This is a genomic window from Geodermatophilus telluris (assembly GCF_900102745.1).
In the GTDB taxonomy this organism is placed as follows: Bacteria; Actinomycetota; Actinomycetes; order Mycobacteriales; family Geodermatophilaceae; genus Geodermatophilus; species Geodermatophilus telluris.
Genome location: NZ_FMZF01000009.1, coordinates 60,135 through 79,215, shown reverse-complemented (window position 1 = coordinate 79,215; position 19,081 = coordinate 60,135). Strand labels below are relative to the sequence as shown.

At 76.6% G+C, this 19,081-nt stretch carries 17 protein-coding genes; 13 read left to right on the top strand and 4 right to left on the bottom strand.

The genetic code is table 11. The annotated features are described in order from the left end of the window. Positions 1-10 precede the first annotated feature (10 nt). From BLQ97_RS22490 to BLQ97_RS22460, 7 genes are all read left to right on the top strand, one after another. Positions 11-778, top strand: a complete 768-nt coding sequence (locus BLQ97_RS22490; RefSeq protein ID WP_091369335.1) for a dienelactone hydrolase family protein — start codon at positions 11-13, stop codon at positions 776-778. 250 nt (positions 779-1,028) lie between these two features. After that, entirely contained in the window at positions 1,029-2,372 is a 1,344-nt protein-coding gene (locus BLQ97_RS22485; protein ID WP_091369332.1) for an AI-2E family transporter, read from the top strand. Positions 2,373-2,457: 85 nt separating this feature from the next. After that, the gene (locus BLQ97_RS22480) at positions 2,458-2,721 is read left to right on the top strand and encodes a hypothetical protein (protein ID WP_091369329.1); all 264 of its coding nucleotides are present in this window, start codon (positions 2,458-2,460) and stop codon (positions 2,719-2,721) included. 71 nt (positions 2,722-2,792) lie between these two features. After that, entirely contained in the window at positions 2,793-3,221 is a 429-nt protein-coding gene (locus tag BLQ97_RS22475) for an ATP-binding protein (protein ID WP_245692657.1), read from the top strand. A gap of 86 nt (positions 3,222-3,307) precedes the next feature. Continuing rightward, positions 3,308-3,727 carry a DUF350 domain-containing protein gene (locus BLQ97_RS22470; protein ID WP_091369328.1) on the top strand — a complete coding sequence of 140 codons (420 nt, stop codon included), beginning with the start codon at positions 3,308-3,310 and terminating at the stop codon, positions 3,725-3,727. 160 nt (positions 3,728-3,887) lie between these two features. Continuing rightward, positions 3,888-4,649: a 3-oxoacyl-ACP reductase FabG gene (fabG, locus tag BLQ97_RS22465; protein WP_091369326.1), complete on the top strand. Its 762-nt coding sequence runs from the start codon at positions 3,888-3,890 to the stop codon at positions 4,647-4,649. 245 nt (positions 4,650-4,894) lie between these two features. Next, positions 4,895-5,515 (top strand): GDSL-type esterase/lipase family protein, encoded by a 621-nt coding sequence (locus BLQ97_RS22460; protein WP_091369325.1) that lies wholly within the window; start codon positions 4,895-4,897, stop codon positions 5,513-5,515. A gap of 18 nt (positions 5,516-5,533) precedes the next feature. Here the strand turns inward: BLQ97_RS22460 and BLQ97_RS22455 are convergent, their stop codons facing one another. The 3 genes from BLQ97_RS22455 to BLQ97_RS22445 are packed head-to-tail and all read right to left on the bottom strand — an operon-like array spanning position 5,534 to position 9,526. After that, positions 5,534-6,199 carry an NADPH-dependent F420 reductase gene (locus BLQ97_RS22455; protein ID WP_091369322.1) on the bottom strand — a complete coding sequence of 222 codons (666 nt, stop codon included), beginning with the start codon at positions 6,197-6,199 and terminating at the stop codon, positions 5,534-5,536. Positions 6,200-6,227: 28 nt separating this feature from the next. Then, on the bottom strand, positions 6,228-9,068 hold the full coding sequence (locus BLQ97_RS22450; RefSeq protein WP_091369321.1) for an FAD-binding and (Fe-S)-binding domain-containing protein: 2,841 nt from the start codon (positions 9,066-9,068) through the stop codon (positions 6,228-6,230). A 53-nt stretch (positions 9,069-9,121) separates the two neighbouring features. Further along, a complete protein-coding gene (locus BLQ97_RS22445) occupies positions 9,122-9,526 on the bottom strand; it encodes a cupin domain-containing protein (RefSeq protein WP_091369318.1) in 405 nt (134 codons plus the stop codon). A 190-nt stretch (positions 9,527-9,716) separates the two neighbouring features. On the opposite strand from BLQ97_RS22445, the gene BLQ97_RS22440 reads away from it, so the two are divergent. Beyond that, positions 9,717-11,141 (top strand): MFS transporter, encoded by a 1,425-nt coding sequence (locus BLQ97_RS22440; RefSeq protein WP_091369317.1) that lies wholly within the window; start codon positions 9,717-9,719, stop codon positions 11,139-11,141. 38 nt (positions 11,142-11,179) lie between these two features. Here BLQ97_RS22440 and BLQ97_RS22435 read toward each other — a convergent pair whose 3' ends face one another. Beyond that, positions 11,180-11,809: a TetR/AcrR family transcriptional regulator gene (locus tag BLQ97_RS22435; protein ID WP_091369314.1), complete on the bottom strand. Its 630-nt coding sequence runs from the start codon at positions 11,807-11,809 to the stop codon at positions 11,180-11,182. 114 nt (positions 11,810-11,923) lie between these two features. Between BLQ97_RS22435 and BLQ97_RS22430 the strand changes: the two genes are divergently transcribed. From BLQ97_RS22430 to BLQ97_RS23550, 5 genes are all read left to right on the top strand, one after another. Next, positions 11,924-13,258, top strand: a complete 1,335-nt coding sequence (locus tag BLQ97_RS22430) for an MFS transporter (protein ID WP_091369312.1) — start codon at positions 11,924-11,926, stop codon at positions 13,256-13,258. Between the two features lie 51 nt (positions 13,259-13,309). Next, positions 13,310-14,854 carry a gluconokinase gene (locus tag BLQ97_RS22425; protein WP_091369309.1) on the top strand — a complete coding sequence of 515 codons (1,545 nt, stop codon included), beginning with the start codon at positions 13,310-13,312 and terminating at the stop codon, positions 14,852-14,854. A gap of 17 nt (positions 14,855-14,871) precedes the next feature. After that, positions 14,872-16,332 (top strand): GntP family permease, encoded by a 1,461-nt coding sequence (locus BLQ97_RS22420; protein ID WP_091369306.1) that lies wholly within the window; start codon positions 14,872-14,874, stop codon positions 16,330-16,332. A 69-nt stretch (positions 16,333-16,401) separates the two neighbouring features. Next, the gene (locus BLQ97_RS22415; protein WP_091369303.1) at positions 16,402-17,976 is read left to right on the top strand and encodes an FMN-binding glutamate synthase family protein; all 1,575 of its coding nucleotides are present in this window, start codon (positions 16,402-16,404) and stop codon (positions 17,974-17,976) included. A gap of 341 nt (positions 17,977-18,317) precedes the next feature. After that, the coding region (locus tag BLQ97_RS23550) for a hypothetical protein (RefSeq protein ID WP_217637328.1) at positions 18,318-19,081 on the top strand (764 nt) is incomplete at its 3' end.

Sequence of the window (19,081 nt, the reverse complement as noted above, 5' to 3'; positions counted from 1 at the left end):
CAACGTCGCCGTGTGCCACGACCCCAGCAGCCGCCCGCCCGCCCCGCCCCGCGCCGGCGGGGAGGTCGGCCCGACCGACCTGTTCGTCCTGACGGCGGCCGACGGCACCCGGTCCTCGGCCGCGTTCGCGGGGCCGGCCGACCCCGCCGCCGCGACCGCCGGCGTCGTCGTCCTGCCCGACATCCGCGGCCTGCACCCCTACTACGTCGCGCTGGCCGAGCGGTTCGCCGAGGCCGGCGTCCCGGCCCTGGCGATCGACTGGTTCGGCCGCACGGCGGGCCTGGCCGACGGCGGCACCCGCGACGGCGACTTCGACTGGCAGACGCACGTCCCGCAGACCACCCCCGGGGGCATCGACGCCGACCTCACCGCGGCGGTCGCCGAGCTGCGCCGCCGCACCCGGCCGGACCTGCCGGTGGTGACCGTCGGGTTCTGCTTCGGCGGCAGCCACTCGTGGCGGCAGTCGGGCGGGGACCTCGACGTCGCCGCGTGCGCGGGCTTCTACGGCCGGCCGGTCATGGTCGGCGACGCCGCCTCCCGCGCCCGCCGTCCGACGCTGATGCTCATCGCCGGTGCCGACGCCGCGACGCCCGTGGAGGACCAGCTCGCGCTCGCCGGGACGATGCGCGCCGCCGGGGCCGACGTCGAGACCGCCGTCTACGACGGGGCGCCGCACTCCTTCTTCGACCGCGCGGCGCCGGAGTGGGAGGACGCCTGCCGGGACGCCTGGGACCGGCTGCTCGCGCTGGTGGACCGGGCCGGGGGTGCCGCGTCGTGAGCGAGCCGGGCGATCCCCTGACCGTCCTCGCCGCCTGACACCCACCCCGGCACGGTGGCCGCGCTGCTGGCGCGGAGCGCCGACCCCGACGCCGGCGGCCTCGGCGCCCGCGGGACGGCGGTCTCCTCCGAGCTGCCGGAGACGTCGGCGCTCCTGCCGCGGCCGCCCCGCTGACGCCTCCCCCCGGACGGGCCCCGCGCGTGTCAGGCTGGTGCCCCACGGCGGCGGCGGAGGAGGACGCACCCAGACCATGGCCGCGCAGCAGCACCTGCCGCCCCCGGGCGGCGACCGCGCCGACGGCGGGGCGACCCGGCTGACGCCGCCCGACGCCACCGACCTGCAGGCCGCCGTCGTCGCCGCCGTGCAGCCCGGCACCGCGCCGGGCACCAGCAGCGCCGTCGACGTGCTCGGCGCCGACGCGCTGGACACCGCCGAGCCGCCCGTCCCGCCGGGCGGGTCCTCGGTGCTGCCGCGCTGGCTGGTGCTCCTGGTCGGCGGGGCCGCGGCGACCATCGCGGTGGCCGGCGTCCGGGAGATCGCCTGGCTGCTGGCGCCGGTGCTGCTGGCGCTGGTCGTCGTCATCGCGCTCATGCCCGTGCAGCGCTGGCTGCTGCGCCACCACGTGCCCCGCTGGCTGAGCGCGGCGGTGCTGCTGGTGCTCGTGTGGGGGGTGCTGCTGGGCCTCGGGTCGCTGCTGGTCGTGGCGATCGCCCAGTTCGCCCTCCTGCTGCCCGACTACGCGCCGCAGTTCCAGGTCCTGCTCGACGACGCCGTGCGGCGGCTGGACGAGGCCGGCATGTCCTCGGCGCAGATCGCCGAGCTGGTCGACCGTTTCGACTACGGCCAGCTCGTGGGCCTGGCCACGGGCCTGCTGGCCCGCGTCACCGACACCGCCACCACGCTGGTGCTGCTGCTGTCGGCGATGGTCTTCCTCGCCATCGAGTCCGGCGGCTTCGGGCGGCGGCTGGCGCTGGTCGCCGAGGAGCGCCCGCACCTGCCGATCGCGCTGGGCCTGTTCGCCCGCGGCACCCGCAGCTACCTGCTGGTGAGCACCGTCTTCGGCGCGATCGTCGCCGTCGGCGACACCATCGCCCTGGAGATCCTCGGCGTGCCGATGCCCCTGCTGTGGGGGCTGCTGTCGTTCATCACCAACTACGTGCCCAACATCGGGTTCGTCCTCGGGGTCATCCCGCCGGCGCTGCTCGGCCTCCTCGACGGCGGCTGGACCGAGTTCTGGGTCGTCATCGTCGTCTACTCGCTGCTCAACTTCGTCGTCCAGACGCTCGTCCAGCCGCGCTTCGTGGGCGACTCGGTGGGCCTGTCGATGACGGTCACGTTCCTCGCGCTGCTGTTCTGGGGCTGGGTGCTCGGGGCGCTCGGCGCGCTGCTGGCCATCCCGCTCACCCTGCTGGTCAAGGCGCTGCTGGTCGACGTCGACCCGCGCGGCCACTGGCTCGACGCGCTGCTGCGGGAGGAGCCGCGGCCGCCGCGGACCAGCCGCGCCCGCAAGCGCGCGCACGACCGGAGGGCCGCGCTGGCCTCGGTGCGGGCGCTGCACCCGCACTGGCCCGGACGGCGCGGACCCACGGACTGACCTGCGTCTTCCCGGAATGTCAGGGGTCTGCGGGACGTTGTCCACACGTCGGGCGACGCGCCCGGCGAGACCCGAGGAGGACCCCGTGAAGGGTGACCGTGTCGAGGTCGTCATCGACGCCGGTGGCGACACCCGCACCTACGAGATCGAGGCCACCCGCGCCGGCCGCCGGGTGGACGTGACCCACGGCCGCGGCGTCGTGGAGGTCACCGAGACCACCCGCGGCGGCACGGCCGTGCGCACCGCGCGGTTCATGTCCGGGCGGGTGCTCGCCCTGGTCGAGCACCCGGCCGCCCGTCCGCTGCTCGACGACGACGAGCCGGTGACCCCGCTGCGGCGCACCGCCTGACGCTCAGGGCGGGCCCCGGGACGGGGCCGCTGGCAGGCCGTCCCAGCACGTCACCACCGCGGCGGCCGGAGGTGGCACCGGAACTGGTCGTCATGGTGGGGCTGCAGGGGGCGGGCAAGTCGACCTGGGTGGCGCGGCACCTGGCCGCCACCCACGCCGTGGTGAGCAAGGACCACTGGCCGCGGGCCCGCCGCCGCGAGGCGCGCCAGCAGCGGGTGGTCGCCGAGCTGCTCGCGGCCGGGCGCAGCGTGGTCGTCGACAACACCTCCCCGTCGCCGGAGGAGCGGGCGCCCCTGGTGGCCGCCGCCCGGGCCGCCGGGGTCCCGGTGCGGGCGGTGTGGGTGGACACGCCGGCGGAGGACTGCCTGGCCCGCAACGACGCCCGCGAGGGCCCGGCCCGGGTGCCGCTGGTCGGCGTCCTGGCCACCCGCGCGCGGTTCCGCCCGCCGTCCGTGGACGAGGGCTTCGACCGGGTCGACGTCGTCCGTCCCGGGAGCTGACCGGCGGACCGCCGGGTGCGGCCCGGGCGACCGGTGCGGTAGACCTTGCAGGCCCGTCCGCGCCCGCCCTCCCGGAGGTCTCCCTCGTGCTGGCCAGCATCGGCTACGCCGTCGCCTACACCGCCGTCGGCCTCGCGCTGCTGGCGCTGGGCTACCTCACCCTCGACCTGCTCACGCCCGGCCACCTGGGCCGGCGCATCTACGAGGACCGGTCGGTGAGCGCGGCGGTCGTGCTGGCCGCGGGCTTCCTCGCGCAGGGCGCGATCACCTTCACCACCATCTGGACCAACGCCACCTCCGGCTTCGGGCAGGCGCTGCTCTACACCGTCGTGTTCGGCGTGCTGGGCGTGCTGCTGCAGGCCGGCGCCTTCGTCCTGCTCGACCTGCTCACCCCCGGCAAGCTCGGCGCGCTGGTCACCGAGGTCGGGTTCCACCCGGCGAGCCTGGTCAGCGCCGCGGCCCAGCTGTCGGTCGCCGCGATCATCGTCGCCTCGATCTGGCCCTGAGCCCCGCGGCGCGCGACGCGCCGCCGGGCCCAGGACGGCGCGGAACCTACTCACCCGTAACGTGTCGGGCGCAGCGCGCGGGCGCACGGCGGGTCACCCGTCGCGCCCTGCGCCCGGAGAGGGCGGCGACGACGCCGCCACCAGCATGAGAGGAACCGCAATGAGCGAGGGAACCCCCCGCGTCGCGATCGTGACCGGCGCTGCCCGGGGCATCGGGGCCGCGACGGCACAGCGGCTGGCCGCCGACGGCTTCGCCGTGGCCGTGCTCGACCTCGAGGAGGCCGCCACCAAGGAGACCGTGGAGGCCATCGAGGCCGCCGGCGGCCGGGCCCTCGGGGTGGGCGCCGACGTGAGCGACGCCGAGCAGGTGCAGGCCGCCGTCGAGCGGATCGCCGCCGAGCTGGGCGCGCCGGTCGTGCTGGTGAACAACGCCGGCGTCATCCGCGACAACATGCTGTTCAAGATGACCGAGGTCGACTGGGACCTGGTCATGAACGTGCACCTGCGCGGTGCCTTCCTCATGGCCCGCGCCGTGCAGAAGTACATGGTCGACGCCAAGTGGGGCCGGGTGGTCAACCTGTCGTCGACCTCGGCGCTGGGCAACCGCGGCCAGGCCAACTACTCCACGGCCAAGGCCGGCCTGCAGGGCTTCACCAAGACCCTCGCCATCGAGCTGGGCAAGTTCGGCGTCACCGCCAACGCCATCGCGCCGGGCTTCATCCAGACCGAGATGACCAAGGCGACCGCCGAGCGCATGGGCGTGGCGTTCGAGGACTTCATCGCCTACGCCGCCAAGGAGATCCCGGTGCAGCGCGTCGGCCAGCCCGAGGACATCGCCCACCTGGTGTCGTTCTTCGTCAGCGAGGGCGCCGGCTTCGTGTCCGGCCAGGTGGTCTACGCCGCCGGCGGCCCCAAGGCCTGAACAAGGACCTGCCTGCCCCCCACCCCTCGCTCCGCTCGGGGCGGGACCCTGCAGGCAGGCCGTTCCAGCACGTCACCTGCCCCCCACCCCCCACCCCTCGCCCCGCTCGGGGCGGGACCCTGCAGGGGGCGCAACGGCACCGAGGCCGCCCGTTCCCCGTCGGGAGCGGGCGGCCTCGTGTCGTGCGTGGCCCGCGGCACGACGCCGCCGGGCACACCGGCGCCCCCGGTGGTGTTGCACCCACCGTGACCGCACCGTTCCGTCTCGTCCTCCTCGGGGACTCCATCGCCCACGGCACCGGTGCCGCGCGGGTCGAGGACGGCCTCGGCCCGCGGCTGGCGCAGGTGCTGCGCAGCGACGGCGCCGACGTCGAGCTCACCGTCCTCGCCGTCCCGGGCGCGGTGTCCCGCGACCTCGCCGCCCAGGTGCGCCGGGCCGCGCCGCTGGCCGCCGACCTCGCCGTCGTCGTGGTGGGCGCCAACGACCTCGCCCGCTTCCTGCCCGCCGACCAGGCCGCGCAGGCGCTGGGCGCCGCGGTGGCCGACCTGCGCGCCGCGGGCACCGACGTCGTCGTCGTCCCGGCGCCGGACATGTCCAGCGTGCCGTTCGTCCCGCCGGCCTTCCGGCCCGCGGTGCAGGCCGCCTGCGCGCTGCTGCAGCGGCAGCAGGCCGCCGTCGCCGAGGCGCACGGCGCCACGGTGGCCGCGGTGTCCGCCGAGGTCGGCCGGGCCTTCACCGACGACCCGACGCTGTTCGCCGCCGACCGGTTCCACCCGTCCTCGGCCGGCTACGCGCGCATCGCCGCCGCGGTCGCCCCGACGGTGCTCGCCGCCGCCCGCGCCCGCCGGGCCCGCCGGGCGGCCTGAGCCGCCCGGCGCCTGCGCTCACACGTCGCGGTAGCGCTTCGCGGCCGCGAGGGCCTCGGTCAGCCGGCCGGCGTCGAGGTCGGCGCCGTAGCCGGGGGTGTCGCGCTGGATGCGCCAGCCCTCGGCCAGCGGCCCGAGGTCGACGACGTCGAAGCCGAGCTCGTCGATGAACGAGGCCACCGTCTCCTTGGCCGACGCGTCGTCGCCGGCGATCGCCAGCGCCCGGCGGTTGGGCGTGCCCGGCGGCGTGCGGCGGGCGGTGATGTCGGCGGCCAGGATGTGGTTGAACGCCTTGACCACCCGCGAGCTGGGCAGGTGGTCCTGCAGCAGCTCCGAGGTGGTCGTCGACTCGTCGTCGAGCGCGGGGACGTGCCCGTCCCGCTCCGGGTAGTAGTTGTTGGTGTCGATGACCACCTTGCCGGCCAGGGGCTCGACCGGGACGTCGTCGACCGCCTTGAGCGGCACCGTGACGACGACGAGGTCGCCCGCGGCGCCGGCCTCGGCCGCGGTGGCCGCGCGCACCGAGCCGCGCCGCGACGGCCGCGCCCCGATCGCCTCGACCAGCTCGGTGAGCGTCTCCGGTCCGCGGGAGTTGGACAGCACCACGTCGTAGCCGGCGTCGGTGGCTGCCTGGGCGAGCGCCGTGCCGATGTGGCCGGCGCCGATGATGCCGAGAGTCGTCATGTCCGGCGGCAACGCCCCGGTGGGCAGCTCATTCCCGGTCCAGCGCGTCGGCGAGCAGCTGGGCGAGGTGCCGGCCGGGGCGGTCGGCGAGCTGGTCGAGCTGGGTGCGGCAGGAGAAGCCGTCGGCCAGCACGACGGCGTCCGGGCCGGCCGCCTCCACGGCGGGCAGCAGCTGCTGGCCGGCGATCGCCACCGACACGTCGTGGTGCCCGCGCTCGACGCCCCAGTTGCCGGCCAGCCCGCAGCAGCCGCCGAGCCGGGTGACCGTTGCACCGGCCGAGCGCAGCAGCCGCTCGTCGGTGGCCCAGCCCATCACCGCGTGGTGGTGGCAGTGCGGCTGGGCGACCACCTCCACGCCGGCCAGCGACGGCGGCGTCCACCCCTCGGTGGCGGTGAGCAGCTCGGCCAGCGTCCGCGTGCCCGCGGCCACCCGCCCGGCCATGTCACCCCCACCCGCCCCGTCGAGCAGCTCGACGGCGTCGCTGCGCAGCGCCGCGGTGCACGAGGGCTCGACCCCCACGATCGGGATCCCGGCGTCGGCCAGCGGGGCCAGCGCGCGCACCGTGTGGCCGAGGATGCGCTTGGCGGTGTCGAGCTGGCCGGTGGTGGTCCAGGTGAGCCCGCAGCAGGTGTCGTCGCCGGGCACCTGCACGGCGTAGCCGGCCGCCTCGAGCACCCGGGCCGCGGCGAGCGCGACCTCCGGGGCGAAGTGGTCGGTGAAGGAGTCCACCCACAGCGCGACGGGGGCGCCCTCCTGCCGGCCCGGCGCCCACTGCTGCCGGAAGGTGCGCGGCGCGAAGGCCGGCAGGTCGCGGCGCCGGTCGACGCCGGCGCCCCACTTCGCGAGCCGCCCGCCCACGCGCGACCGCAGCACCGCGTTGACCAGCCGCGGCGCCCGCGCGGCCAGGTCGGACCACATCGGCAGCCTGCCCAGCGTGTAGTGCGACAGCGGCCGCAGCCGCCGCCGGTAGCTCTGGTGCAGCACCTCGGACTTGTAGCTGGCCATGTCCACGCCGGTGGGGCAGTCGCGCGAGCAGCCCTTGCACGACAGGCACAGGTCCAGCGCCTCGTGCACCTCCGGCGAGCGCCAGTCCCGCACAGGGCCGCCGGGGGCGAGCATCTCCTGCAGCACCCGGGCGCGGCCGCGGGTGGAGTCCTTCTCCTCCCGGGTGGCCGGGTACGACGGGCACATCACCGCCACGCCCGAGGGGTCGGCCCGGCACTTGCCGACGCCGGTGCAGCGGTGCACGGCGTGGGAGAGGTCGCCCTCGTCGTGCCGGTAGGCCAGCGCCAGCCCGGTGCGCAGCCGGGGGGCGGCGGCCACCCGGACGTCGTCGTCGAGCCGCGCGGGGCGCACCAGGACGCCGGGGTTGAGCACGTCGTCGGGGTCGAACAGGCCCTTGACCTGCGCGAACAGGTCGAGGGCCGCGGGGGAGTACATGGTGCCGAGCAGCTCGCTGCGGGCGCGGCCGTCGCCGTGCTCGCCGGACACCGACCCGCCGTAGCGGGCCACCAGCCGGGCGGCGTCCTCCACGAAGGCGCGGTAGGCGGCGCGGCCGCGGTCGGGCTCGCGCCCGAAGGGGAAGTCGATGCGCACGTGCACGCAGCCGTCGCCGAAGTGGCCGTAGGGGACGCCCTGCAGCCCGTGCTGCTCGAGCAGCGCGTCGAACTCGCGCAGGTAGGCCCCCAGCGAGGTCACCGGGACGGCGGCGTCCTCCCAGCCGGCGTGCGCGGGCCGGCCGTCGGAGGTGCGCGCGGCCAGCCCCGCGCCGTCCTCCCGGATCCGCCAGATCGCCGCGGCGTGCGCGACGTCGGTGACCACCGTGCTGTCGAGCGCACCGGCGTCGGCAACCACCCGGGCGCCGGTGGCGGCCACCTCGGCGACGGTGTCGCCGGTGACCTCGACGATCAGCCAGCCGGCGCCCTTCGGCAGGTCGGGGACGACGGCGGCCGGCACGTCGCGCAGCCGCTGCACGATCCGCTCGTCGAGGCCCTCGACGGCGGTCGGCCCGTGCCGGAGCAGGCCGGGGGTCGCGTCGGCGGCGTCGGCCATCGACGGGTACCCGAGCACCACCAGCCCGCGGTGGGGGGCGTCGGCCACCAGCCGGACGGTGGCGCCCAGGACGACGGCGAGCGTGCCCTCGCTGCCCACGAGCGCCCGCGCGACGTCGAAGCCGTGCTCGGGCAGCAGGTGCTCCAGCGAGTAGCCCGACACCTGGCGGCCGAAGGTGCCGAGCTCGGTGCGGATGGTGGCCAGCTCGCGCCCGACCAGCGCCTGCAGCTCGTCGAGCCCGCCGGGCGCCGACCCGGAGGACAGCCGCAACCGCTGCCCGGTGCCGGTGACCACGTCGAGGCCGGCCACGTTGTCCGACGTCCGGCCGTAGCCCAGCGCCCGGGAGCCGCAGGCGTTGTTGCCGATCATCCCGCCGATCGTGCAGCGGTTGGAGGTGCTCGGGTCGGGGCCGAAGCGCAGCCCGTGCGGGCGGGCGGCGGTCTGCAGCCGGGCCTGGACGACACCGGGGTCGACGACGGCGGTGCGCGCCTCGGGGTCGATCGCGTGCACCCGGTCGAGGTACCGGCTGGTGTCGACGACGACCCCGGTGCCCACCGCGTTGCCTGCGATGGAGGTGCCCGCCCCGCGCATGGTCAGCGGGACGCCGAGCCCGCGGCACACCTCCAGCGCGGCGACCACCTCGTCGGCGTGCCGCGGCCGCACGACGGCGCGCGGCAGCACCCGGTACAGCGAACCGTCGGAGGAGTACAGCGCCCGGGCGAGGCCCGAGTCGTCGACGTCGCCGATGCCGGCCCGGCGGAGCGCGGCGGCGAGCTCGGCGGTGTCCTGCGAGGCCGGGGAGTCGACGAGGGTCACCCGGGCAGTGTCCCCCGGAGCCGCCCGCGCGTGCGGGCGGCTCCGGGGAGGGGTCAGTCCTGCGTCGGCGGCTCGTCCTCGCCGGACTCCTCCGCCTCGTCGGCCTCCTCCTTGGTGTGGTGCACCGCGCCGTCGGCGTGCTCCGGCGGTCCGTAGACGGTGTAGAGCACCAGCGGCAGCTCGCCGGTGTTGAGGAAGTTGTGCTTGGTCCCCGCCGGGACGACGACGAGGTCGCCCTGCGCCACCTTCTTGGTGGCCCCGCCGACCTTCGCCTCCCCGACGCCGCTGACGAAGGTCAGGATCTGGTCGATGTCCTCGTGGACCTCCTCGCCGATCTCCCCACCGGGTGGGATGGTCATGATCACGAGCTGGGTGTTCGTCCCGGTCCACAGGACGCGGCGGAAGTCGGGGCTCTCCTCCGCGGTGGTGGCGATGGTGAAGTGGATGACGGACGCCATCGGCGCTGCTCCTCCCTGGTCGCTCGGCACCCGGTCGGTGCCCTCTCGGCGGTCCTCCTGCCCGCGACCCGTCCCGCCCATGCGCCCGGCCCGTCGCGTCCGGTGGGGCTGGCCCGGGGCGCCGGCGCCTGCTACGGTCGCCGCACCGTCAGTTCGGAAATCCAACTGACTCGTCCGGCAGGAGGCGCCGGTGACCCGGACCGCTCCACCCACCCCCGCGGCCACCACCCCGGCACCGGCCGCGGTGCGGACCGTGCAGCGCCGCACGCTGGCCGTGGTCGCCGCCAGCACGCTGGTCGTGCTCGCCGCGTTCGTCACCCCGCTGGCCACCGCCGTCGCCACCGCCCGCGAGCTCGGCGCCGGCCCGGGCGGGCAGGCGTGGCTGCTGTCGGCGATGAGCGTCGGGCTGGCCGCCGCCCTGCTGGTCGCCGGCGCCGGTGCCGACGACGTGGGCCGCCGCCGGGTGTTCACCGCCGGGCTGGTGCTGCTGGCCGCCGGCGCGGGGCTGACCGCGGCCGCCGGGTCCACCGGCGTCTTCGTCGCCGGCCGGCTGGTGCAGGGCGTCGGCGGCGCGGCCGTGCTCGCCTGCTCGCTCGGCCTGCTGGCCCAGGTGTTCCCGCTCGGCCCGCCGCGGGCGCGCGCGGCGGCCGTGTGGGGCGCCAGCCTCGGCGCCGGCACCGGCGTGGGCGGGCTCGCCGCCGTGGTCCTGGACGGCGACACCGGCTGGCGGGCCACCCACGCGGTCACGGCCGCCGCCACCCTCGCCCTGGCCGTGGCCGCGCGGCTGCTGCTGCCGGAGTCGCCGCGCCCGCGCCGGCCCCGGGTCGACGTCGCCGGGCCGGTGCTGCTGGTGTCCGCGGTGTGCTGCCTGCTGGTCGGCCTGGTGGCGCCCCGGTCCGGCGCGGGGACGGCGACCGGCGCGGCGCTGCTGGCCGCCGGCGTGCTGCTCGCCGCCGGGTTCGTGCTGGCCGAGGCGCGGGTGCGGGCGCCGATGGTCGACCTGGCGCTGTTCCGCGTCCGCGGCTTCGTCGCGGCCAACGTCGGGGCGCTGGTGACCGGCGCGGCCACGGTCGGGCTGATGTCCTACCTCGCCACCGTGCTGCAGCGCGGGCTGGGGGAGAGCCTGCTGGCCACGACGGTGCCGGTGGTCGTCTGGTCGGGGATCGCCACCGCGACGTCCTGGGGGCTGCGCTGGGTGCCCGCCCTCGACGGGCGCCTGCTGCTGGCCGGCGGCCTGGCGGTGTCGGCGGCCGGGCTGGCCGCGCTCGCCGTGCTCGACGTCGGCGACCGGGGCACCGCGGTGCTGCCCGGCCTCGTCGTCCTGGGCGTCGGCTACGGCGCGGCCAACGCGGCGCTGGGCCGGGAGGCGGTCGCGCACGTGCCCGCGGAGCGCGCGGCCATGGGCAGCGGGGCCAACAACACCGCCCGCTACCTCGGCGCCGCCGTCGGGGCCACCCTCGTCGTGCTGCTGGTCACCGCCGCGGCACCGGGCGGCGCGGGGGCGACCACCGCGCTGCTCGACGGCTGGGACGCCGCGGCGCTGGCCGCGGCGGGGCTCAGCGCGGCCGGGGCGTTGGCCGTGCTGGCGCTGCGCCCGGCCCGCCGGGCGGCCTGACCCGCCGGTTCAGCAGCGGCGGCTCAGCAGCGGCGGGCTCAGCAACGGCGGCCGAGGAGCCGGACGAGCACCTCGGTGGCGACGTCGGTGTCGTCGGCCAGCGCGGTGACCTCGCCGCGCTCGACGCGGGCGAGCATCAGCTCGTTCAGCCCGCCGACGGCGGCGAGCACCAGGGCCCGGTCCACCGGGCGCACCTGGTCGGGGTGCCGCCCGGCCAGGTCCGCGGCGACGTCGCAGAGCAGCTCGACGTAGCGGTCGATGACCCGCCGCCGCAGGGTGAGCGCCGGGCGGCCGGCGGCCTGCACCTCGACCAGCGCGGCCCAGGCCACCGCGGGGTTGGCGGCCAGCAGCTCCACGTAGGCCTGCACGGCGCTGCGCAGCCGCTCGCGCCAGGGGAGCCCGGCGGCCGCGGCGGCCCCCTGCGCGTCGCGGACCGCGGCCAGCACCTTGTCCGAGGCGTGGGTGTAGAGCTCGAGGAGGCAGTGCTCCTTGTCCCGGAAGTGCGCGTAGACGACGGTCTTGGACACCCGGCCCGCGCGGGCGATGTCGGAGATCGTCGTGGCGCGGTAGCCCTTCTCGGCCATGCAGCCGGCCAGCGCGAGGAGGATCCGGACCCGCCGGGCGGCGTCGTCCTCGGTCATGTCCTCGGGCACGACCAGGGCGCTCACCTGGCCGATCCTAGGCGTCCGCGGGGTGCGCGCCGCCCGCGACGCGGGACCCGGGTGAGGGGGCTCACCGCCGGTCGGGGAACAAACCGCCGGGCCGCGGCTGTCGTCACCGGGGTGACCACCACGACGCCCGTCCGCGCCCCCGCGCGCGCCTACGCCGTCTGGCTCACCGCGCTGGCCGCCTACGCCGTCGCCGTGTTCCACCGCGCCTCCCTCGGCGTGGCCGGGGTGGAGGCGCAGGAGCGCTTCTCCGCCGGGGCGTCGGCGATCTCGCTGTTCCTCGTGCTCCAGCTGGCGGTCTACGCCGGGCTGCAGGTGCCGGTGGGGGTGGCGTTGGACCGGTTCGGCTCGCGCCGGCTCGTGCTGGTGGGCGGGCTGACGATGGCCGCCGGTCAGCTGGTGCTGGCGCTGGCCACCGACGTGCCCACCGCCGTCGCCGCGCGGGTGCTCGTCGGCGCCGGTGACGCCATGACGTTCATCAGCGTGCTGCGGGTGATCGGCTTCTGGTTCCCCGGCCCGACCGTCCCGCTGGTCACCCAGCTCACCGGCATCCTGGGCCAGGTCGGGCAGATCGCGGCCGCCTACCCGCTGGTGTCCCTGCTGCACGCCGCGGGCTGGCGCAACACCTTCCTGGGCGCGGCGGCGGTGGGCGTGCTCGCCGCCGTCCTGGTCCTGGTCGCGCTGCGCGACGCCCCGCCCGGCACGGCGACCACCCGCCCCGCGGGCCTTGCCGAGGTGCGCCGCAGCCTGTCGCTGACCTGGCACGAGCCCGGCACCCGCATCGGCCTCTACACACACCTGGTCACCCAGTTCTCCGGGACCGTGTTCGCGCTGCTCTGGGGCTACCCGTTCCTCGTCGTCGGCCAGGGACTGGCGCCGGGGACGGCGGCGGGCCTGCTCACCCTGCTGGTGCTCGTCGGGATGGGCGTGGGCCCGCTGCTGGGCCGGCTGTGCGGCCGCTGGCCGCTGCGCCGCTCGGTGCTGGTGCTGGGCATCCTCGCCGCCACCGCGACCGTGTGGACCGTCGTGCTGCTGTGGCCCGGGCGGGCGCCGCTGTGGCTGCTCGTCGTCCTGGTCCTGGTGCTGGGCACCAACGGGCCGGGCTCGATGATCGGCTTCGACTTCGCCCGCACCTGGAACCCGGCCGAGCGGCAGGGCAGCGCCAGCGGCGTGGTCAACGTCGGCGGCTTCGTCGCCTCGCTGCTCACGGTCCTGGCCATCGGCGCGGTGCTCGACCTGCTCACGCCGGGGTCCTCGACCGCCTACGACCTCGGCGCCTTCCGGGCCGCCTTCGCCGTGCAGTACGTCTTCTGGGCGGTCGGGCTGGTGGGCCTGCTGCACCACCGGCGGGCGCTGCGGGCGCGGCTGGCCCGCGACGGCGTCGTCCTCGCGCCGCTGCACGTCGCCGTCGGCGCCCGGCTGCGCGGGGGCTCGGCCTACCGCGGCTGACCCCCGCCCCCCGGTCGCGCGGGCGGCCGGGCCTCGGCACGATCACGGGGCATGGACGTGGTGGTCGGGCTGGACTCCGGGACGACGGCCACCAAGGCGGTCACCGCCGGCGTCGACGGGCGGGTCCGCGACCTGGCCAGCGTCGGCTACCCGCTGTCGGTGCCCGCACCCGGCCGCGCCGAGCTCGACGCGCAGCGGCTGGCCGACGCGGCCGTGCAGGCGCTGGCCGCGGTCGCCGCCCGCGCCCGTGACCGCGGCGACCGGGTCGTCGGCGTCTGCCTGTCGGCCGCGATGCACGGCCTGGTCCCCATGGACGACGACGGCCGCCCGCTGGGGCCGGTCGTCACCTGGGCCGACGACCGCGCCGCCGGGTTCGCCGAGGCGCTGCGCGCCGACGGCCGCGCCGGCGGGCTGCACGCCCGCACCGGGACGCCGGTGCACCCCATGTCGCCGCTGCTCAAGCTCGCCGCGCTGCGCGCCGAGGACCCCGACCGGCTGGCCGCGGTGCCCCGCTGGGGCGGCGTCAAGGAGCTCGTCGTCGCGGCGCTGCGCGGCGGGCCCCAGGTGCTCGACCGCTCCTGCGCGTCGGCCACCGGCCTCTACGGGCTGGCCGCGGGCACCTGGGACACCGAGGCGCTCGAGGTCGCCGGCGTCCGCGCCGGCCAGCTCGGCGAGGTCCTGCCCACCACGGCGGTGCTGCGCGGGCTGCGCCCCGGGGTGGCCGCCGCGACCGGCCTGCCCGCCGACACCCCCCTGGTGCTCGGCGCCTCCGACGGCGTGCTGGCCAACCTCGGCATCGGCGCGGTCCGCCCCGAGGTCGCCGCGGTCTCGCTGGGCACCAGCGGCGCGATGCGGGTCGTCGTCCCGGCGCCGACGGTGGACCCCGCGCACCGGCTGTTCTGCTACGCGCTCACCGACGCCCACTGGGTGGTGGGCGGCGCGGTCAACAACGGCGGGTCGGTGGTGCGCTGGGCGGCGCAGGCGCTGGCGTCGGGGGACGAGGTCACGGGGGAGGACGCCGACGCGCTCGATGCCCGGCTGCTCGACGAGGCGGCGGAGGTGCCGCCCGGCAGCGACGCGCTGCTGTGCCTGCCCTACCTGCTGGGCGAGCGCGCGCCGTGGTGGCGCTCGGGCCTGCGCGGCGCCTACGTCGGGCTGCGCCGCGAGCACCGCCGCCCGCACCTGGTCCGGGCCGCCGTCGAGGGGGTCTGCCAGCAACTGGCGCTCGTCCGCGACGCGTTCTCGGCCACCGGGCTGCCGGTCGGCGAGGTCCGGGCCACCGGCGGGGCGGTCGCCTCCCCGCTGTGGGTGGCCACGCTGGCCGCCGCGCTGGACCTGCCGGTGCGGGTGGCCGACTCGCCCGAGGGCACCGGCCTGGGTGCCTGCCTGCTCGGGCTGCACGCGCTCGGCGCGCTGCCCGACCTCGACGACGCCACCGGCCTGGTCGGCGTCTCCGACCCGGTCCTGCCCGACCCGGCGGCCGCCGCCCTCTACGCGCGGACCCGCCCGCTGCTCGAGCAGTCCACGCAGGCGCTGACCGGCGTCCTCACCACCCTCGACGCCCTCGACGACTCCCCGTCCCACACCCCCGCCTGACTCCTGGAGGTCCTGCCGTGCCCGAGGTCGAACCGGCGCTGGGCGCCGGCCCGCTGCTGCTCATCGCCGCGGTGGCGGTCGGGGTCCTGCTGTTCCTGATCATGAAGCTGAAGCTGCACGCCTTCCTGGCGCTGATCCTGGTCAGCCTGCTGGTGGCGCTGGCCACACGGATCCCGCTCGAGGACGTCGTGACCACCCTCACCGAGGGGTTCGGCGGCACGCTGGCCAACGTCGCGCTGCTGGTCGGGCTGGGCGCCATGCTCGGCCGGCTGCTGGAGCACAGCGGCGGGGCGCAGGTGCTCGCCGACAGCCTGATCGGCCGGTTCGGGGAGAAGCGGGCGCCGCTCGCGCTCGGCATCGCGGCGCTGCTGTTCGGCTTCCCGATCTTCTTCGACGCCGGCCTGGTCGTCTTCCTGCCGATCGTGTTCACCGTCGCCCGCCGGCTCGGCGGGTCGCTGCTGCTCTACGGCCTGCCCACCGCCGGCGCCTTCGCCGTCATGCACGCCTTCGTCCCGCCGCACCCCGGGCCGGTGGCCGCCGCCGAGCTCATCGGCGCCGACATCGGGCTGGTGCTGGTCTTCGGGCTGCTCATCGGCCTGCCCACCTGGTACCTGGGCGGCTACCTGTTCGGTCTGTGGGCGGGGCGCCGCTTCGACGTCGCCGTCCCCGACGAGGCGGAGGACGACGCGCCGCGCACCGCCGACGACGAGCCCGACCCCTCCGTCGAGGGCACCTCACCCGCCATCGGCTCGGGCGGGGCACGCCTGGGGACGGCGACCCGGCCGGCGCCGCCGCGGTTCGGCACCGTCGTCGGCATCCTGCTGCTGCCGCTGGTGCTGATCTTCCTCAACACCGGCCTGTCCACGCTGTCCACCGCGGGCGCGCTCGACGAGACCTCGGTCGTCGTCCGGGCCGGGCAGCTGCTCGGCGCCACCCCGGTGGCCCTGCTCGTCACCGTCCTCGTGGCGATGGTCGTGCTCGGCGTGCGCCGCGGGGAGAGCGGCGCGCAGGTCGAGTCGATCGTCAACAGCGCGCTCGGGCCGGTCTGCGCGATCATCCTGATCACCGGCGCCGGCGGCATGTTCGGCGGCGTGCTGCGCGCCAGCGGGATCGGCACCGCGCTGGCCGACGTGCTCGGTGACATCGGGCTGCCGGTCATCGTGGCCGCGTTCGTCGTCTCGGTGCTGCTGCGGGTGGCCCAGGGCTCGGCGACCGTCGCCCTCACCACCACCGCCGGGCTGATGGCGCCGGTGGTGGAGGCCACCGACGGGCTGAGCTCGATCGACCTGGCGCTCGTCGTCATCGCGATCGCCGGTGGCGCCACGGTGCTCTCCCACGTCAACGACTCGGGGTTCTGGCTGGTCAGCCGCTTCTTCCGGATGGACGAGAAGACGACGCTGAAGACCTGGACGGTCATGGAGACGCTGCTCGGGACGATCGGGTTCGTCCTCGCCCTCGTGCTCAGCCTCTTCCTGTAGCCCGGACCGGTCCGGACGCCGCGATTCCGGGCCAGGATGGCGCCCTGACCGGGAGGTGGAGGGAGCGACATGAGGGCTGTGGCGCGGGCGGCGGTGGCCGGGGTCGGTGCGGTGGCGGCGGTGGCCGCGCGGGACCTGCTGCAGCGAGAGCACACGCTGCTGCGCAACTTCCCGGTGCTCGGGCACGCCCGGTACCTGCTGGAGTCGATCGGCCCGGAGCTGCGGCAGTACCTGGTGGCCGGCAACAACGAGGAGCGGCCGTTCACCCGCGACCAGCGGCGCTGGGTCTACGCCTCGGCCAAGGGCGAGAACAACTACTTCGGCTTCGGCACCGACAACGACCTCGAGTACACCGCCGGCTACCCGGTGATCAACCACCGCACCTTCGGCCGCGCCGTGCCGCCCTCGCACCCCGCGTCGGCCGCCGACGTCCGGCTGCCCGGGGCCAAGGTGCTCGGCGGCCCCCGCGGGCGGCGGCACGCCTTCCGGCCGGCGTCGGTGGTGAACGTGTCGGCGATGAGCTTCGGCTCGCTGTCGGGCGCGGCGGTCGAGGCGCTCAACCGCGGCGCGGCGCTGGCGGGGTGCCTGCAGAACACCGGCGAGGGCGGGCTGTCGGTGCACCACCGGCACGGCGGCGAGCTGGTGTTCCAGCTCGGCACCGCCTACTTCGGCTGCCGTGACGAGCACGGCCGCTTCGACCTGCAGCGGCTGGAGGACCTGGTGGCGTCGGCCCCGGTGCGGGCGCTGGAGGTCAAGCTCAGCCAGGGGGCCAAGCCGGGCCTGGGCGGGGTGCTGCCCGCGGCGAAGGTGTCGGCCGAGATCGCCGCGGCACGGGGGGTGCCGCCGGGTGTGGACTGCGTGAGCCCGTCGCGGCACGCGGAGTTCTCCGACGCCGACAGCCTGCTCGACTGGGTGGAGCTGCTGGCCGCCGAGACCGGCCTGCCGGTGGGCATCAAGTCCGCCGTCGGCGACCTGGCGTTCTGGGACGAGCTGACGGAACTCATGGCGACCACCGGCCGCGGCGTGGACTTCGTGACGATCGACGGCGGCGAGGGCGGCACCGGCGCCGCGCCGCTGATCTTCACCGACTCGGTGTCGCTGCCCTTCCAGCTCGGCTTCGCCCGCGTGTACTCGATCTTCGCCCGCCGCGGCCTGACCGAGCAGGTCACCTTCGTCGGCGGGGGCAAGCTCGGCCTGCCCGACAACGCGGTCGTGGCGTTCGCGCTGGGCTGCGACCTGGTCAACGTCGCCCGCGAGGCGATGCTGGCGATCGGCTGCATCCAGGCGCAGAAGTGCCACACCGACACCTGCCCGACCGGTGTCGCCACCCAGAACGCCTGGCTGGCGCACGGCCTGGACCCCGCGCTCAAGTCGGTCCGGCTGGCCGGCTACGTGGCCACCCTGCGCCGCGACCTGCTCAAGGTGGCCGAGGCCTGCGGCGTGGAGCACCCCGGGCTGATCGGCACCGACTCGGTGGAGGTGCTCACCGGGCGCAGCGCGTCCACGCCGCTGGCCGAGGTGTACGGCTACGAGCCCGGCTGGGGCATGCCGTCGGCCGCCGACCGCGAGGAGATCGTGCGGATCATGACCACCGAGGCCCCCCAGGGCGGCTCCGCACCGCCCTCGCCGGACGCCGCCCGCTGACGGCGCACGTCCGCGGAGATGCCCCGTGCACGTCCGCGGACGTGCACGCTCCGGCCGCGGGCGCCGTGGCCCGGGCCGGTGCTCGGACCAAAGTCCCTGGAGGTATCTCAGCCCCCGGAGAAGCCTCGATGAGGTGTGACGACGCGACGACGCGGCGTGGGTGAGCGTGGTCAGGGCTCGCTGCGCCCGTACCCAGGGGGAAGTGCGCCGTGAGAGCCGGCCTGGTGGGGTCCGTGCCGTCCCGCCGTGCGCGGAGCGCGGTGGCCGTCGCGGCTGCACTGCTCCTCGTCGCCTGCGGCGGCGGCGGTGCCGGCGGGTCGGATCCGGGCGGCGGGGGCTCCGTGGAGGCGGACGGGGGGACGAGCCCCGGTAGCGGTGGCTCGGAGGCCCCCGGCACGGACGACCAGGACGACGGCTCGGGCGGTGGCTCGGGCGGTGGTGGTTCCGGCGGTGGGTCCGGCGGTGGCTCCGGCGGTGGCGGTTCCGGTGGTGGCTCGGGCGGTGGTGGGTCCGGCGGTGGCTCCGGCGGTGGCGGCTCGGGCGGTGGGTCGGGCGGTGGCTCCGGCGGTGGTGGCTCGGGTGGTGGCGGCTCGGGTGGTGGCTCGGGCGGTGGCGGCGAGGACACCGACTTCGACTGGGGCCTGCCGGAAGGAGACGGCTCCGTCGGCGGCGCCGAGATCGCCGGCTACGACCGGCTGCGCGAGTGCCAGGGCGCGTCGACCTGGGTCGAGGAGAACTGGAGCGGCTTCCAGAGCCCCCAGAACGTGCTGCTGTACCTGGCCGGCGCCTACCTCTGCGAGGGGGACGAGGCGGCAGCCCGCCGCTACTACGACCGCACGGTCTCCCTGTACGGACCCACGGGAGTGACCGAGTGGCGGTACGTCTGTCACGTCTACCGAGCGGTCCTGAGCGTCCTGCGACAGGCGCCGCCCGAGGTGTTCGCCTGCCCGGATCAGGACTCCTACCCCGAGTGGAAGGTCAACCCCGAGACCGGCGAGCAGGACAACCCGATCACCTTCGACGTGGACGAGTCGGCTCCCGTCACCGAGCAGGGCGGGGAGTCCGGCGGCGGGGAGTCCGGCGGCGGGGAGTCCGGCGGCGGGGA